Source organism: Terriglobales bacterium, from assembly GCA_035487355.1.
Taxonomy (GTDB): Bacteria; Acidobacteriota; Terriglobia; order Terriglobales; family Acidobacteriaceae; genus QIAW01.
This window is the reverse complement of the sequence record DATHMF010000093.1, coordinates 86,157-101,712: the sequence shown is the minus strand read 5'-3', so window position 1 is coordinate 101,712 and position 15,556 is coordinate 86,157. Positions and strand designations below refer to the sequence as shown.

Annotated in this window: 13 protein-coding genes; 5 read left to right on the top strand and 8 right to left on the bottom strand. The window is 56.0% G+C overall.

Going from position 1 to position 15,556, the window contains the following annotated elements; genetic code table 11:
* A partial coding sequence (locus tag VK738_17385; GenBank protein HTD24435.1) for an FAD-dependent oxidoreductase occupies positions 1-1,195 on the bottom strand: 1,195 nt, incomplete at its 3' end.
* 270 nt (positions 1,196-1,465) lie between these two features.
* Between VK738_17385 and VK738_17380 the strand changes: the two genes are divergently transcribed.
* Positions 1,466-3,463: an amidohydrolase family protein gene (locus tag VK738_17380; GenBank protein ID HTD24434.1), complete on the top strand. Its 1,998-nt coding sequence runs from the start codon at positions 1,466-1,468 to the stop codon at positions 3,461-3,463.
* Between the two features lie 262 nt (positions 3,464-3,725).
* Complete coding sequence (locus VK738_17375) at positions 3,726-6,548, top strand: FG-GAP-like repeat-containing protein (protein HTD24433.1); 2,823 nt, start codon at positions 3,726-3,728, stop codon at positions 6,546-6,548.
* A 99-nt stretch (positions 6,549-6,647) separates the two neighbouring features.
* Here VK738_17375 and VK738_17370 read toward each other — a convergent pair whose 3' ends face one another.
* Positions 6,648-7,277: a YdcF family protein gene (locus VK738_17370; protein HTD24432.1), complete on the bottom strand. Its 630-nt coding sequence runs from the start codon at positions 7,275-7,277 to the stop codon at positions 6,648-6,650.
* A 105-nt stretch (positions 7,278-7,382) separates the two neighbouring features.
* Positions 7,383-8,024 carry an L-threonylcarbamoyladenylate synthase gene (locus tag VK738_17365; protein ID HTD24431.1) on the bottom strand — a complete coding sequence of 214 codons (642 nt, stop codon included), beginning with the start codon at positions 8,022-8,024 and terminating at the stop codon, positions 7,383-7,385.
* 123 nt (positions 8,025-8,147) lie between these two features.
* On the opposite strand from VK738_17365, the gene VK738_17360 reads away from it, so the two are divergent.
* The gene (locus VK738_17360) at positions 8,148-8,960 is read left to right on the top strand and encodes an RNA methyltransferase (GenBank protein ID HTD24430.1); all 813 of its coding nucleotides are present in this window, start codon (positions 8,148-8,150) and stop codon (positions 8,958-8,960) included.
* A gap of 138 nt (positions 8,961-9,098) precedes the next feature.
* Here VK738_17360 and VK738_17355 read toward each other — a convergent pair whose 3' ends face one another.
* The gene (locus tag VK738_17355) at positions 9,099-10,070 is read right to left on the bottom strand and encodes a stage II sporulation protein M (protein HTD24429.1); all 972 of its coding nucleotides are present in this window, start codon (positions 10,068-10,070) and stop codon (positions 9,099-9,101) included.
* Between VK738_17355 and VK738_17350 the strand changes: the two genes are divergently transcribed.
* Both VK738_17350 and trxA read left to right on the top strand, forming a co-directional pair.
* Complete coding sequence (locus VK738_17350) at positions 10,069-10,842, top strand: RDD family protein (GenBank protein HTD24428.1); 774 nt, start codon at positions 10,069-10,071, stop codon at positions 10,840-10,842. The two genes, VK738_17355 and VK738_17350, sit on opposite strands and share 2 nt — an antisense overlap.
* A gap of 316 nt (positions 10,843-11,158) precedes the next feature.
* Positions 11,159-11,521, top strand: a complete 363-nt coding sequence (gene trxA, locus VK738_17345) for a thioredoxin (GenBank protein HTD24427.1) — start codon at positions 11,159-11,161, stop codon at positions 11,519-11,521.
* Positions 11,522-11,850: 329 nt separating this feature from the next.
* Here trxA and lexA read toward each other — a convergent pair whose 3' ends face one another.
* The 4 genes from lexA to VK738_17325 all read right to left on the bottom strand — a co-directional run bounded on the left by lexA (position 11,851) and on the right by VK738_17325 (position 14,741).
* Entirely contained in the window at positions 11,851-12,510 is a 660-nt protein-coding gene (gene lexA / locus VK738_17340; GenBank protein HTD24426.1) for a transcriptional repressor LexA, read from the bottom strand.
* Positions 12,511-12,839: 329 nt separating this feature from the next.
* Positions 12,840-13,286 (bottom strand): hypothetical protein, encoded by a 447-nt coding sequence (locus VK738_17335; GenBank protein ID HTD24425.1) that lies wholly within the window; start codon positions 13,284-13,286, stop codon positions 12,840-12,842.
* The gene (locus VK738_17330; protein ID HTD24424.1) at positions 13,283-14,170 is read right to left on the bottom strand and encodes an MBOAT family protein; all 888 of its coding nucleotides are present in this window, start codon (positions 14,168-14,170) and stop codon (positions 13,283-13,285) included. The genes VK738_17335 and VK738_17330 overlap by 4 nt, the downstream gene beginning before the upstream one ends.
* 175 nt (positions 14,171-14,345) lie before the next feature.
* The gene (locus VK738_17325) at positions 14,346-14,741 is read right to left on the bottom strand and encodes a hypothetical protein (GenBank protein ID HTD24423.1); all 396 of its coding nucleotides are present in this window, start codon (positions 14,739-14,741) and stop codon (positions 14,346-14,348) included.
* Positions 14,742-15,556: the final 815 nt, after the last annotated feature.

Genomic DNA, 15,556 nt, shown 5'->3' with positions numbered 1-15,556 from the left:
CGCGGGCGAGCAGCCGCACATACCATGGAATTCGCATAATCTGTTCGCTGCGGCGCACGCCCCTGCCAATCTGCTTTTGCGCCAATGATTGCAATGCCTGGATGAACCGCGTTGGCCACTCCCGCTGGCGCTGCACCTCGGCGAGCTCCCGCAGCTCAGCCCGGCCGGCCTTCAACGGCTCCCCAAGCACATTGGCTGTGACTACCGCGTCCTGGATTGCGTAGTTGATGCCCACGCCGCCCACGGGCGACATCACGTGCGCCGCATCGCCGATCAGGAGCAGGCCCGGCCGGTACCACTTCCTGCAGCGGCTGGCCTCCACAGAAAGCAGTGAGAACTGGCGCCAGTCGTTCAGATGTTGCATGTGCGCAGCGAGCCGCGGCTCCAGCTCCAAAATGGAACGGTGCATTGCCTCCAGTCCTGCCGCACGCAGCTCCTGGTATTCTCCTTTAGGAAAAACGTAAGCCGCTTGCCAGTGGTCGCCGCGCTCAAACATCGCCAGTATCCGGCCTCTGCCGATACGAGCCAGCAGGCCGCTGGGCGTCTCCGGGTCTTCCGGCAAATGTGGCAAGCAAAACCAAAGCACGTCAATCTGCGGCGCGCTTTGCACCGGCTGGATCCCTGCCAGGCGCCGCACCTGCGAGAAGCGGCCGTCTGCTCCCACCGTCAGCACGGCACGCACGTCATGCCACCCGGCGTCATCCATATAGCGCACGCCGCGGATGGTTTCTCCTTCTTCGATCAACTTTTGCACGTTTGCACCCATCCGCATGCGGAAGTTGGGATACTTGCTTGCCTCGCGGGTCAGGAATTCGAGAAAAACCGTTTGCGGAAGAAGCATGATGTAGGGGAATGGCGTCTTGAGGCGGCGAAGGTCAAATGGGGTGAAGGGGCCGTTGGTTGTCATAATGGTTGGCCCGTAAACCTTGGCGTGAGGGAACTCGTGCAGGCGCTGGGTCAATCCAATTTCATCCAGAATTTCCATCACCGAAGGATGAATAGTATCTCCGCGAAACTGGCGGTCAAAATTTTGGTGTGCTTCCAGCAGCGTGACTTGGATTCCTTGCCGCGCCAGCAGCAGCGCCAGCACCACCCCGCCCGGTCCACCGCCTACTATGCAGCAAGTGGTCTCGTGGATGTCGCTGGATGCGCTGCTCTCATCGAGCTGCGAAACCGGACTCGTGGGAGTAGACATGACTCTAAAGATATTTTATTCGAAACCGGGAACTGGTTCGGGACGCAGAAAGGCAGTGGCTCAATGACCCGATGAGCTGTAGTTCTACATTCCTTTTTTTGATCTGTCATCCTGAGCCCTGTTTTTGGGCGAAGGACCTCGGATGGAGATGGGAATCACCTGCGGCTTTAATTGGACCGTTGGAGATTTTTCCTCGATCGAGAGTGTCCTTTCTGGGCCTCATCCCTGTTAAATTCTGATATAACATTTTTTCATCTCATGAGGCCATCCATGAAATTGTTATTGGCTGTGCTGCTTCTCTCTTCGTGCGCCTTCGCGCAAGCCCCACAATACGACTTTCTGATTCGCAACGGCCGCGTGATGGATGGCAGCGGCAATCCCTGGACTTCCGCAGACATTGGCATTATCGGCGACCGCATCGCCTTTATCGGCCACGCCGATGAAAAAGTCACGGCCAAGCGCACCATTGATGCCACCGGTCTTGTGGTTGCGCCCGGTTTCATTGATATGCTCGGCCAATCTGAGCTGAACCTGCTGATTGACCGGCAGGCCGTCAGCAAGCTGACTCAGGGCATTACGACGGAAATCACCGGCGAGGGCGAATCCATCAGCCCACAGACCGACAGCACAATCGCGGCCGATAAGGATTTTCTCGATCACTATAAGCTCACCGTAGATTGGACCGGACTCGACAGCTACTTCCGCCGCCTGGAAAAACAAGGTTCCGGGATTAACCTGGGTACATACGTTGGCGCGGCCCAGTTGCGCGAAGTTGTGATCGGGCGCGACAACCGTCCGCCCACCGCCGACGAGCTCAAGCAGATGCAACAGATGGTGGAAGATGCCATGGATGATGGCGCCATGGGCCTTTCCACCGCATTGATTTACGCTCCCGGCAGCTACGCTCAGACCGACGAACTGATCGCGCTCGCCCAGACCGCAGCCCAGCACGGCGGCATTTATGCCTCCCACATTCGCAATGAAAGCGATACCGAGATGGAGGCCCTTAACGAAGCCTTTCGCATCGGACGCGAAGCCCACATCCCCGTAGAAATTTTCCATTTGAAAAGTGCCGGCCGTCCCAATTGGGGAAAGATGCCGCAGGTGATCGCTGCTATTGAAAAGGCGCGCGCCGAGGGCATTGATGTGTCTGCCGATCAGTATCCGTATATTGCATCAGCAACTTCTCTCGGAGCGACCATTCCCGCCACCTATCACGCCGGCGGTACAGATGCCTTCATCGCGCGGCTGCAGGATCCGGCGACGAGGGCTGCCATCCGCAAAGAATTGGAGTCCCCTTCAGGCAAAGGGGTGGAAAATATGTGGCATGGCGCCAGCGGCCCCCAGGGAATCCTGGTGACCTCCGTCCTCAATTCTGAGCTGAAGAAGTATGAGGGCAAAACCATCGCGCAGATCGCCGCCGCAGAAAATAAAGATCCCATGGATGCGCTCTTCGACTTCGTCATCGCCGACCACGACAACACCGGCGCCATTTATTTCGTGATGAGTGAAGATGACGTCAAGCTGGCCATGCAACAGCCCTGGGTGAGCGTGGATAACGACTACGGCGCCATCAATACCGAGGGGCCACTGGGTGAAAGCAAGTCGCATCCCCGCGCCTTCGGCACATTCCCGCGCATTCTGGGTAAGTATGTGCGTGAGGAACATGTGTTGCGCCTGGAAGATGCCATCCGCAAATTCACCTCGTTGCCGGCGCTGCGCATGAAGCTGGAAAAGCGTGGCCTGCTCCGCTCCGATTATTTTGCCGACATCACAATTTTTAATCCTGAAACGGTGCACGATGTTGCCACCTTTGATGATCCCAACCGGCCCTCGGAGGGCATCGAGTATGTATTCGTCAACGGGGTTTTGTCGCTGGAGCACGGCCATGTGACCGGACAGCTTGGTGGCCGCCCGCTGCACGGTCCCGGATGGTTGGGGCGGCGCTTCTCCGACGATGGTCCCATCCCGGGGAAAATCCAGGGTGTCATCACCGACGAGCAGGGCTGGCCGGTTGGACGCGTCAGCATTGAGCTTAAGGATTCATCCGGGAAAACCGTGGGCACCTTCAAAACCCGCTACGATGGCCGCTATGCCATCCTGTACGAATCGCCGTGCGCCCATTGCACGCTGCATGTGGAGCGCCTGGGCTACGGCTCCTCCGAACGCCCGGTGGATTACAACGGAGTCAATTCACTGTGGTTCAGCTTCGCCTTGCAACACCAAGCGGTGTCCAACAAAACCGCGCAGCACAAACGATCAAAATAGCGCGAGGGCGGCGAGGAGCACGAAAATCGTAAATCGTACTTCACAAATCGTAAATCCCCAATGATTCAATGCCCCAATGACCAAATTCTTACTGGCCACTGTTTTTCTTGCATTCCCTCACTGCAATCGGTTTAATAGAACCTAACCCTCCCCGCAATTCGTAAGTTTTAAAGATAAGCTCCCGGGCCCACTATTAGATCGCACGGCGATAGCCTTCTTTTGAATGAGGCAAGATTTGTTCAAGACGTCAGAGAGCCATGGCATGAATGCAATACCTCGGTTCATGCGGTTTATAGTTTTCCTGCTGGCCTTTCTTTTCGTGTCTTTAAGCCTGTGCCAAGGTGCCACCCACACGGTTACTGTAGGGGATAATGCCTGTAATGGCGGTTTGAGCTTTGTAGATAGCGTAGGCGTTTGCAGCAACCAGTCAACCATTGCTCTAGGGGACACCATAAGCTGGGTTTGGGGCGACAATAACATGTCCCACTCCACCACCTCAGGCACCTGTATAGGCGCGGTCTGCCAGACCACACCATTTTGGAACTCAGGCGAGTTTACAAACACTCCCGCGCACAGCTTTAATCGTATCTTCAATAACCCAGGCGTGTTTCCATATTTCTGCACCGTGCATGATTCGAACATGATTGGGACCGTGCGCGTGCTGCCTGCGCCGGCAATGTTTACGCTACAACCACCCATTGCAGTGGGTACGCATCCATTCGCAGTGGTGGCGGGAGATTTCAACAAAGATGGCAAGCTCGATCTTGCTGTAGCGAATAGAGACAGTAACACCGTTACCATCTTGCTGGGTGATGGTCTCGGGCACTTTACGCCCGCCGCCGGCAGTCCCATTGCGGGTTTTAACAGTCCCAATTCCATCGCTGTCGCCGATTTCAACAATGACGCCAATCTCGATCTCGCAGTTTCAAACGGAGGGGATGGCGTTGGAAACGCAAGCGTGACTATCCTTCTAGGCAATGGAGATGGTACCTTCGGGGCGGGAACTACGTTTGCCGCCGGTACTCATCCACAAGCGGTGATCGCAGCCGATTTTGATGGTGACGGAAAAAAGGACCTGGCTGTGGCGATTGCTCCCCTTACCCCGCCATTTACATCGAATAATGTGAAAGTCTTGTTGGGCAACGGCAATGGGACCTTTGGGGCGCCGCTTCCGTTCTCGACCAATTCTCTCTCTCCCTCTTCATTGGTCGCTTTCGATTTCAACAACGATAATAGGCCCGACCTCGCTGTGGTCAACTCAGGAGGCGGTACCACGGGAGACAGGATCAGTATTTTCCTGAATACTTCGAGCGGCCCAGGTATGCTCTCTTTCGCGGATGCAACCAACTACAATGCCGGGCTAACCCCCCACGGAATTACTGCCGGCCTGTTCACCAACTCTCAGGGGAATCCCACCCCCGGCATCGCGGTGCCGAATTCAGGTACGAACACTGTTGGCGTGTTTTTGGCAGACAGTGTGGGGAATTTTACGCCCGCCAGTGGAAGTCCTTTTACTGTGGGCAACACGGGTTCTCCTATGCCCATCGCCGTTGCCTCTGCCGACTTGAACGGCGACGGTTATCTGGACTTGGCCGTGGTCAACTACGGCGAGGGTACCGTGACCGCGCTGATGAATGACGCTGCCGGCAGCTTTAATTCCTTCACCACAACTGCATCCGAGATGGCTTCTTCTCCCCGAGACATTGCCATAGGCGACTTCAACGGAGACGGCAAACCTGACATTGCTCTGGCCGATTTTTCTACGAATGACATTTCCATTTTGCTCAACGGAACCACTTTCCCACCCTCAACCCCGGGGCTGGCCACGCACTTTGGTATCACCGTGCAGAGCGCAGGCCCGCTCACGCCGGAAGGGAACCCGTCGACCACGGCAGGTGTCTCATTTCAAATTACAGTTACCGCTTACGATGCTTATCAGAAAATTGCTACAGGTTACGTCGGAACAGTGCACTTCGACAGCTCCGACGGTCAGGCCGTACTCCCGGTTGATTACCCGTTCACGTCGGGCTTGGGCTTGGATAACGGTGTTCATACATTCAACGTAATTTTGAAAACAGCGGACCCGGCTCCGCTTGTCCAGACGATTGGCGTGCACGATACCTCTCTCATCAACGGCCGTAGTAGCGACATTCTGGTGAATCACGCCGCCGCATCCACATTTGTAGTCTCTGCCCCAGGAGCAGTTTTCGCAGGCACTCCGTTTAACTTTACCGTGACCGCCATGGACGCTTTTGGAAACCATGTCCCCGACTACGCCGGAACCGTAAAATTCACCAGCTCCGACCTAAATGGTTGCCGGAGCCTGCCCGCTCCAGCGACTCTCAACAGCGGTACCGGCACCTTCAATGCAAAGTTGATAACCACGGGCACGCAGAGCCTGACGGCAACAGACACGGTCTCAAGCTCCGTCACCGGTGGCACCACAATTATGATCAACACTGGTTCTTTGCATTTCGATGTCAGCCCGTCTTCGCTCACTACGGCTGTCGGCCAACCCATTAGCATTACCGTGAGCGCCAGAGATGCCTGTGAAAACCTTCAGACCAGCTACACCACCACGCTGGGCCATCCGGTGCGTTTCACCAGCACCGATGGGAGCGCGACCCTGCCGGGCAATTATTTTTTTATTGGTGGAGATAACGGGACACATACTTTCAACAACGGTGTTACCTTCTTTAATGTTGGATTGCAAAGCGTCACCGCAAGTGATGATTTCCAGCAATCCTTCGGGACCAGCCCCGTGGTCAATGTCACTGCCGGCGCCACAACCGTCTCGCTTGCTCCCTTGTCCAAGCAATTCACCTTTCGCAAGTCAATTACGTTGACTGCCAATGTGCATGTCACCCCACCTGCCGCGGGAACGCCCACCGGTGATGTGAGCTTTTTCGATGGAGGGGTTCCGCTGGGCACCAGCCCGCTCAGCGGCACCCAGGCCATCTTCACCAGCAGCCAGTGGAAGATCGGCCGTCACTCCTTTACTGCTAGGTACAACGGCGACGGAAATTATCTCGTCAGTCCAGAATCGCCGGCCGTAGTGCAATACAAATCGCCTAAACCGCACTAGTTCCTGAGCGCGTGTTGGAGGGTTGGCGGAAGGATCGCCAAGGAAAAAAGGTACACAAACTAATCTATCCTTTGTGCCCTTTGTGGTTAATCTTTTTTCTCAACTCAAGTGCAATTTCCACAAAATATATTTAACAATCTCTTCCCCAATCATTTTCGTATGCTCGACCCATGAAACCGGCCTCGACTCCAGCCGCGGAGACCCATACACCACCACGCCCTGCGCCTCCAGCATCTTTTTCACGCGATACATATGGTAGTCATCGCTCACTGCGATACAGCTCTTCATTCCGTTCTCGCGCATGATGGCGGCCACGCGTTGGGCCGATTCGTTAGTATCGTGGCTCTGGGTCTCGGCAATGAGTTGGCTCTCTGGGATGCCGTGTTCCGCCAGATAATCCCGCCCTACCTGGCCTTCGCTGAAGCTCACCTCGCCGCCCGTCCCACCGCTGGTAATCACAAAGGGCGCCAGGCTTTTTTCAAATAGCTCAGCCGCGTGCTCCAGCCGCGCGCGATACACCGGAGAAGGTTTGCCGCCATACTCCGCCGCACCCAGGACGACGATCACGTCGGCTTGGCGGGCTTCATCCACGCCCGACTGTTGCGCGATGCGCCAGTACAGCAGCCCGCAGTACGCCAGGAAGACGACCAGCAGCAACGCAAGCAATCGCCAGAAGAGCCTGCGCTTCCTTCCCGGTTTGAATTGGCCGCCGTCTGGAGTTGGTTTCATAAAAAAAGCTTTTCGCCGCAGATGAACGCAGATAAACGCAGAATTAAAAAGCGGTTTCAAGTTTCGAGCTGCAATTGCCCAATTACCCAATCACCCAATTTCTTCTCACTCTCCCAGCAGTTGCGTCAGCTCTTGCGTGGGAATGGTCCCTTCTCGCAGGACTCGCCAGTGATCGCCGCTAAGGTCAACGATAGTTGAAGCGACCTCGCGCGGCGAGGGGCCTCCATCCACGATGAGGGGAATGAGGTTTCCGAGCTGCTGACGCACGCCTTCGGCGGTGGTACACTCGCTGGCGCCGCTGACGTTGGCCGAGGTCGCAGTGATCGGGACTCCAGCCGCTCGGATCACCGCCAACGGAATGCTCGCCGACGGTACTCGTAGGGCGACGTTGCCCGTATTGGCCGTGACTTTGAGCGGCACTCGCCCCGCTGCTTTGACAATAATCGTGAGCGGTCCCGGCCAGTACTTGCGCGCCAGGATGTCGAACAGATCGGAAGAGTTCACATCGGCCAGCTCTTCGGCTTGGTCCACGCTCTCGACCAAAAGCGAGAGCGGCTTGTGTTTGGAGCGCGATTTCACGTGATAGATCAGCTCAACCGCGCGCAGGTTATAAGGATCGGCGGCCAGTCCGTAAAAGGTGTCGGTGGGCAGGCCCATGACATGGCCCGATTGAATGCGTTGGGCTACGTAGCTGATCAGGGCGGGTTCCGGGTTGTTGCTATTGATTTTTACGATTTCAGCGGACAATTCAGTTCCTTGCGTCGCTTGGCGGTGTATCTGAAACTGTTAACCCTAACACATCATTCTAAATCCGCCACGATGGAAATAATAACGCTAGCATAGGATGATAGTCTTGTGGAGACCCCACGCATGGAAACTCTGTCACGCCGCCGCCTGAACTCCGTAACCAGCCGCCAGAATCCGCTGGTCAAGCAGTTGCGCCGCGCCTTCACCCAGGCTGAGCCTACCCCCGACGGCCACATCGCGATCGAGGGCGTCCGCCTGATCGAAGAGGCCATTCGCAGCGGACTCCGCCTGCACGCCATCTTTTTCAGCAAATCCGCCGGCCAGCGCGCCGAGCGGCTGCTGCTCCAGGTAGGCAAGAACGTAGAGACCCTGGTGTTGCCCGACGAAGTCTTCGCCAGCGCAGTTGCTACCGAGCATAGTCAGGGCGTGGCGGCGCTGGTTACGCCCAAAAAATTCCGGCTGGATGACGTGGTCGCTCCCGGCGCACTACTGGTTGTCGTCATGGGAATCCAGGACCCGGGAAACCTCGGCACCCTGCTGCGCTCGGCCGAAGCCTTCGGGGCGAGCAGCGTAATTCTCGCAGAAGGGACCGTAAGCGCCTTCAACTCTAAAGTCATACGCGCCGCCGCCGGATCACTCTTCCGTCTCCCCTGCGTTTCTGCAACCTTTGCGGAAGTCTTGCCGGTGTTGCGCAGCCACAACCTGCGTGTAATTGCGACCTCTTCCCATAAAGGAACCCTACTTCCTGAAGCCGACCTTAAAGGAGGGGTAGCCCTGCTGATCGGCAACGAAGGCGCTGGCGTCTCCCGCGAAGCTCTCGCCCAGGCCGATGAGCGCGTAGTGATCCCGCACTCAGAAAAGGTGGAGTCGCTCAACGCCGGGGTGGCGGCGTCGCTGATTCTGTACGAGGCCGCAAGACAAAGAAGCCAGCATTAACCACAGAGAAGAATTGATTTTCGATTTACGATTTATGATTTTAGAATTCGTAAAATCGTAATTCGTAAATCATAAATCGTAAATTTCCTGATGCCCCAATTCTTCTCTGTGTCTCTGCGTCTGTGGTAAAGAAACCGTTTAGTCTGTTGCTGTCCTCTGCTTCCCCAAAAACCCGCCACTTAAATACGCGACCAGCAAAGCAAACATGCAGGCAGCGAAGATAAACTTCAATCCCACCGGCAGGCTTGAAGGCGAGAAGAATCCTTCAATAGTTCCTGCCACGATCAACAATGGAATGATGCCCAGGACCAGCTTCACGGCTTTGTTTCCCGCCAGCACAAGCGATTGCATCCGCGGAAGAATTCCCGGAAACAGCATCCCGCGCCCCAGCATCAGGCCTGCTCCGCCCGCAATAAAGATGGCGGGCAGCTCCAGCACGCCGTGTGGCGCCACAAAACTCCATAGTCCCAGGCTCATATTTGCCTGCCAGCACGCGGTGCCGATAACGCCGATCAGCAGGCCATTGAAAGCCAGCATCAGGAGCGTTCCCGCGCCAGCCGTGATTCCCATGGCAAACGTCATAAATGAGACGCTGAGGTTGTTGGTCATGATCTCGCTCGCCGCCACCGGTTTGATGGCGACAATGGAGTGGGTCCACATCTCATGCCGGTCAATGGTTTCCACCATGCGCGGGCCGATCACATGCAGCACGAATCCCGGGTCTTTCATCGCCACCAGCATGCCGGCGACCGCCGAGACCACAAACACGGTGAAGGCGGCAAAGCTATAAGAAAAAGTTTCCCGAAAGATGCGCGGATACTCTTCCCAATAAAACTGCAGCACATTGCGCCCGCCCCCGCGTTTGCTGCCGCTGTACACAATGTTGTGGGCGCGGCCCAGCAGCCGGTTCAAGTATTCCGCGCTGGCGCGTCCGCTGGCATCTTCGCGCACCGTCGCCAAATCGGCGGCGGTCTGGCGGTACAATAGGCTTAATTCCTGTAGTTCGGCATGGTTCAGCGCAGAGATGCCGCCTCGGCTGACGCGGTCCACCAGGTTTTCCAGCCGTGTCCAGAGCGGTCTGCGTTTTTCCATCCAGCGTGTGGAGATCATGGTTTACGCCAACGACAAGCTTATCATTGATACCCCGGAACAAATTCCTCTGGAATTTTCTCTCGCCGGTGTCGGCAGCCGTGCCTTGGCCATGATGCTCGACTCACTCATCATGTTGCTCATCTACGCGGTTGTGGGGATCATTTACGCAATCGTTGCCGCGAGCTTTCAGTTGTTCTCTTCCAGCGCCTCCAACTGGGTGTCCGCCATTGCCTTTTTTGTATTCTTCCTCATCTATTGGGGATACTTCGCCATCAGCGAAATCCTGATGAAAGGCCAGACCTTCGGCAAGCGCCAGCTCAACCTGCGCGTCATCAAAGATTCCGGCGCTCCCATCGGCGCCTACGAAGCCATCGGGCGAAACCTGCTGCGTGCGGTTGACTGGCTCCCGGCCTTTTATGGAGTCGGGATCGTAGCCGCGCTGCTGAACAAGCAGAACAAGCGCCTCGGGGATATGGTTGCCGGCACGGTCGTCGTGCACGAGCGCCCGCTGGCCGAGATGCAGCCCATCTTGAGCGTGCCCACTAGGCCGGCGGCAGAAGCTCCGGTCTCGGTTTACAACAGCTCACGCCTAACCGTGGATGAGCTGCAACTCATCGAAGCTTTCCTGCAGCGCCGCTATGAACTGCCGCCACAGCTCCGCATACAGACAGCGATCCAGATCGCCGCGCGCGTCAGCCGCACCCTGGAAATCCCGCCCCAAGGCCGCCCCGACCCGGAAACGCTCCTCGAAACCCTGGCCCGCGAACGCCGCAATAGCGGAAGGTATTAAAAGCAGTCCTTAGTCCTCAGGTGTCAGTCCTCAGTTCTTTATCAGGGCACGAGTTTAGAGATTGTGGAAAACACAATTACTCAATTCAACAATTACCCGATTACGCAATGACTCAATGATCCGATGACTCAATGACTCAATTTTTCTCCGCGTCTCCGCGCCTCCGCGGTGAGAATAGCCTTGCCTTGGCTGAATGTATCTTTAACTCAACTGGTGCATCTAAACTAGAAGAAAAATGTTACATTAGTGGGTTCGATTCGCGGGCAAACAGGTTCGAGAAAGCGCCCGCATAAACCACAAAGGATCTGGAGGAGTAATGGCAGGCAACGCAGTTTTTGAAGTAACAGACGGCAACTTCGAGCAAGAGGTTCTGAAGTCGTCGCAACCGGTAATGATTGATTTTTGGGCAGCCTGGTGCGGCCCCTGCAAGGCGCTTGCGCCCGTAGTGGATGAAATCGCGCAAAACTATGAGGGTAAACTGAAGGTCGTCAAAATGGACGTGGATAAGAACTGCGCCACCCCCGGCCGCTACGGCGTCCGTGGCATCCCGACCTTGCTCATTTTCAAGGATGGAGTGGTCAAAGAGCAGATTGTCGGCTACGTACCCAAAGAAACCATCCAGAAGGCCGTGGATAAGCTCGTGGCTCAAGCCACGCAGGCCGTAAAAGCCGAAGCGTAAAAAAACGGAAAGCGCGAAACGCGAAAGCTGGAGACGCGAAACCTAAAACGCGAAACCCCCGCCGCGAAAATCAAATTTTTGAAAAAACCCTCACTTCTGAAAATACCCAGCCGCAAGGCTGGGTATTTTTTCACTTAGAAGAATTCTTGGTTTCTGCCGCGGTAATCGTTCCTGGAGGTTGTCATTCTGAGAGCAGCGAAGAATCTGAGAATAACGTGCGCAGTGCATGACTGGTGGTGTCTACGTTGCACTTCTCGCTCGAAAACAATCGCACATCCGTGGCAAGCGTTTTTGTTTTTCTCGGCGTCTCCTCGCCTCCGCGGTGAAAACTAGTATTTGCGCAAAACCCCGACCACCCGTCCCTGAATCTGTACCGCATCCGCCGCCACCATGATCGGCTGCATCTGGGCGTTGGCCGGCTGCAGCCGTACCCGGTTGCCTTCGCGGTAGAAGCGCTTCAGCGTAGTTTCGCTATCGTTCACCAGGGCGACCACGATCTCGCCGTTCCTGGCAGTCTTGATCTTCTCCACCAGTACATAGTCGCCGTCTACGATGTGCTCTTCCTGCATGGAATCGCCCCGCACTTCGAGCACAAAAACGTCGCGCGAGCGCGTGACGTCATGCAGTGAGATGGTCTCCTGATGTTCCAGCGTCTCCACCGGCTTGCCGGCGGCAATGCGCCCGACGAGCGGCAGCGCCAGGCTCGCCGCCGCGGCCTTGGCCACAGAAAGATTCGCTGCCGAAGCCGCCGCCTGCATGGCCAGCTTGAGCTTTCCCTTGGGGGCGAGAATATCGAGCGAGCGGCTGCGGTTGTAGTCGCGCCGTAGCAGCCCTTTCTTTTCAAGGTTGGTGATGTGCTTGTGCACGGTGGCCAGCGAACTCAGCCCCATACCGTCGCCGATTTCCTCAAAGGAAGGCGAGTACCCCTTCTTCTGCACAAACTCCGCAATGTAGTCGTAAACCTGCCGTTGCCGTTTAGTAAGCGCCATGCCAGGATTATGAAGCGAATAAAAGGCGAAGTCAAGAGGATAAGTTGACAAAAGCGGCACTCAATAAAAAAAACAGCTCCAAGCTCGCAGCTCCAAACTCCAAGAAGAAGCTTTTCGCTCTTAGCTTTTAGCCAAAAACAAAACTCACTACCGATAGACGCAGATTTGCGAGGGATAAAACATTCACAGCCCCAAAGGGGCGGCGCATTATAGCCCAGCACTTCCAGTGCTGGGTAAGCGAATATAAAAAACCCACTCTGCTGAAGGCCAGCGCGTAACGAAGTGGAGCGCTCAAAAAACTTTTTCCGCAACCTGTCTATCCGTGCCGATTACTTTCCACTCGCCCATACATGCCATAGAAACAATCCAAGGTAGCTCACCGCCAGCGCCACAAATAACGAAGTCAGCAGAACGTGCCCAAGGGCAAACCGTCTCCCTCGGGGCCAGTCCTCGTGGGAAAAATAGAATGCGTCCACTAGGATGCGGACCGTCCAATACGTGCCGATAAATAAAGCCAGGCCCAGGGCCGCGCGGTCGCCTCGCAGCAGCTCCGCATGCAGCGTCAAGGTGAGCGTGCCGAAAGCGAGGATGGTCAGCACCGTAAACCCGCCCTGTACCCAAAGCAGTTTGCGGTTAAAAGGCATCAGTTGCTTCAAGTCCTCGCGCCAGCCGAGCTGGTAGGGCACCTGAAAGCTGGCAAATAAGATGAGGAAATGTCCGGCGCCGGCCAGCCACAGGTCCAGGTCAAAAAATCGCTCAGCGAATGATGTCGTCATAGTGCGTGGATCGCCTGCATAAAAGGAAGTATGACACGCAGCACAAACGGAGGATGAAAAAGCCAGAAGGCGGGTCCGGCAGTAAAGGCTGCCGTGAACAACCACCCACGTAGACCACGCCGCAGGCCCAGCTTTTTGCCGAAGACGGACCGCTCCAGGGCTGCTCCCACGCCTTGAACAACAAAGTACGTTGTAGGCAGGCCGTAACCACCGCGCGCCGGCAGCGAGATCACCAGATCGTGAACCAATCCCGACACGACGAATACCAGGAAACCTGCGGCGCCAACCCCCAATCTTTTGTGGAGCGGAGCGAAGATCATGTTGTAGGCCACTTGATGGAATCCGAGGTTCCACCGTCTTCCCCAGAACTCGCTCAGCGACGTCGAGCCCAGAGGCGCATCCATGATCGGCCTGGCATCAACTCCGAGCCTCTGCCAGAACAGGGCCGCAATCTTGAAAGCGCCAAAGTGCAGAAGCAGGATAAGGCCGGCCATTCCCACCCATCCGCGCACCAGTGGCTGGCCCTCAGGAATCCGCCGCGCCACCACCCAAAGCAAGATCACACCAAGTAAAGTCTCAGAAACCGCTCCAATCCAGGCGAGCAATCCCGGCAAGGGAACAGGCGGGCCTGCATGCAAGAACGATTCCGCATCCATCCCCGGCCACGCCACGAGATATGCGGCAGAACGCCAGGCTTCTGCATGAGGGATTTGCGTCCGCGCTCTCCACCAACTCTCCCACTTGAGCCCCGCGTAGATGGCGAACGCCAGAGCCCACATGAATGCCCAGGCAGGCAACCGATTGCCAACCGCCAGAGCCCCCAGCGGCAGGATTGCCAGAGGCAACCTGCCAATCCACCGAGGAGTGTAGGCGCCCTCAACCATTGAATGCTTCTCGTCCGCTGTGCGCCATTTGCAAATGTCCTTGATGAGCGCAGTGAGCTTGTGAGTATGACATAGCTAATCTAAGAGAGCAGCTTGATCGCTGCGAGCGAAGCGAAGCGGCGTCGGTGGGAGCCCCGGCCTTTAGGCCGGGGTAGGGATGAAATAAAATTGGGCTTTAGCCCCGGTGAACAGCCGCTCTCTTGCCGCGGGTTTCCACGAGTTTATAAGCTTCTTCGAGGGTGCGGACGATCTCAAGATTGGGCCGGGTCTCCGAGGCCAGCACTTGATACATCCGTGACATACCAAAAACCGCCCCGGCGGGCGCTACCATGACGCGAATCACGTCCCGATCAAACAGGCTCGGACTGGTGGCGCAATCACGCACCGCTGCATTTGATACTTTAAGTTTTGTCACGCCGGTGAGATCGAGTATGTAGGAGAAATACGGCCTGAAGTCGGGATGAGCGGCTACTTGCAGGTGCTGTTCCGATAAATCGCGGTCTTCCAGTTCTCCGTAAAAGATGGAACGCACCAGCTTCAACTGGGGATCGATTTTTAGGTCTCTCGGCAAACTGCTCGCCTCCGACCGGCTGCCCGCATCTCAGCTTGAACAACAGGAATTACGATACATAGATTACTCCTTTTCTGAAGGGAAAGCGCTGGCGTGCGGCAAAAAACCCTGGCCCTCGCTGCCATGACCTTCATCGGAAATGATGCCACTTCACACGAAAGTGATATCACTCTGGCCCCAAAACCTTGCTTCCTGAGAAAGTGCAGGCCATCATGGAGAAGCGGTTGCGACCAGTGGCCAGTGAAAAACAACCGCAAAAGGACAAAGGCAGCATTCAAGAATGCTGGGACTTGTACAGTCCATTTAGGTCTTTGAAAATTCGAGAGATGCGCAATTCAGAGGACTGAGGACTCGAGTCTAGAGTTGTTACCGCACTAGCAGCTAGTCCCTCACTTCGGATGGCTTTTCTCCAGCAATGACGCGGGTCAGACACGGTTTTGGACACTCAAAACACCTGCTAGCAAGTGGGGGTGGGGGATCCCACAAATCTCCGACAATCAGCGTTGATCAGCGGCGAAAGGTTTTGCAGTTGCTTTTGCTGAGAACTGAGAACCGGGAACTGAGAACTGAGAAATGCTTCAGCAAGTCCCTCGCCCCGGAGAGATTTTCACCAGTAATGACGCGGGTCAGGCGCGGTTTTGGGCACTCAAAACATCTGCCAGCAAGTGGGGGTGGGGGATCCCACAAATCTCCGACAATCAGCGTTGATCTGCGGCGAAAGGTTTTGCGGTTGCTTTTGCTGAGAACTGAGAACCGGGAACTGAGAACTGCTTCAGCAAGTCCCTCGCCCCGGAGAGATTTTCACCAGTAATGAC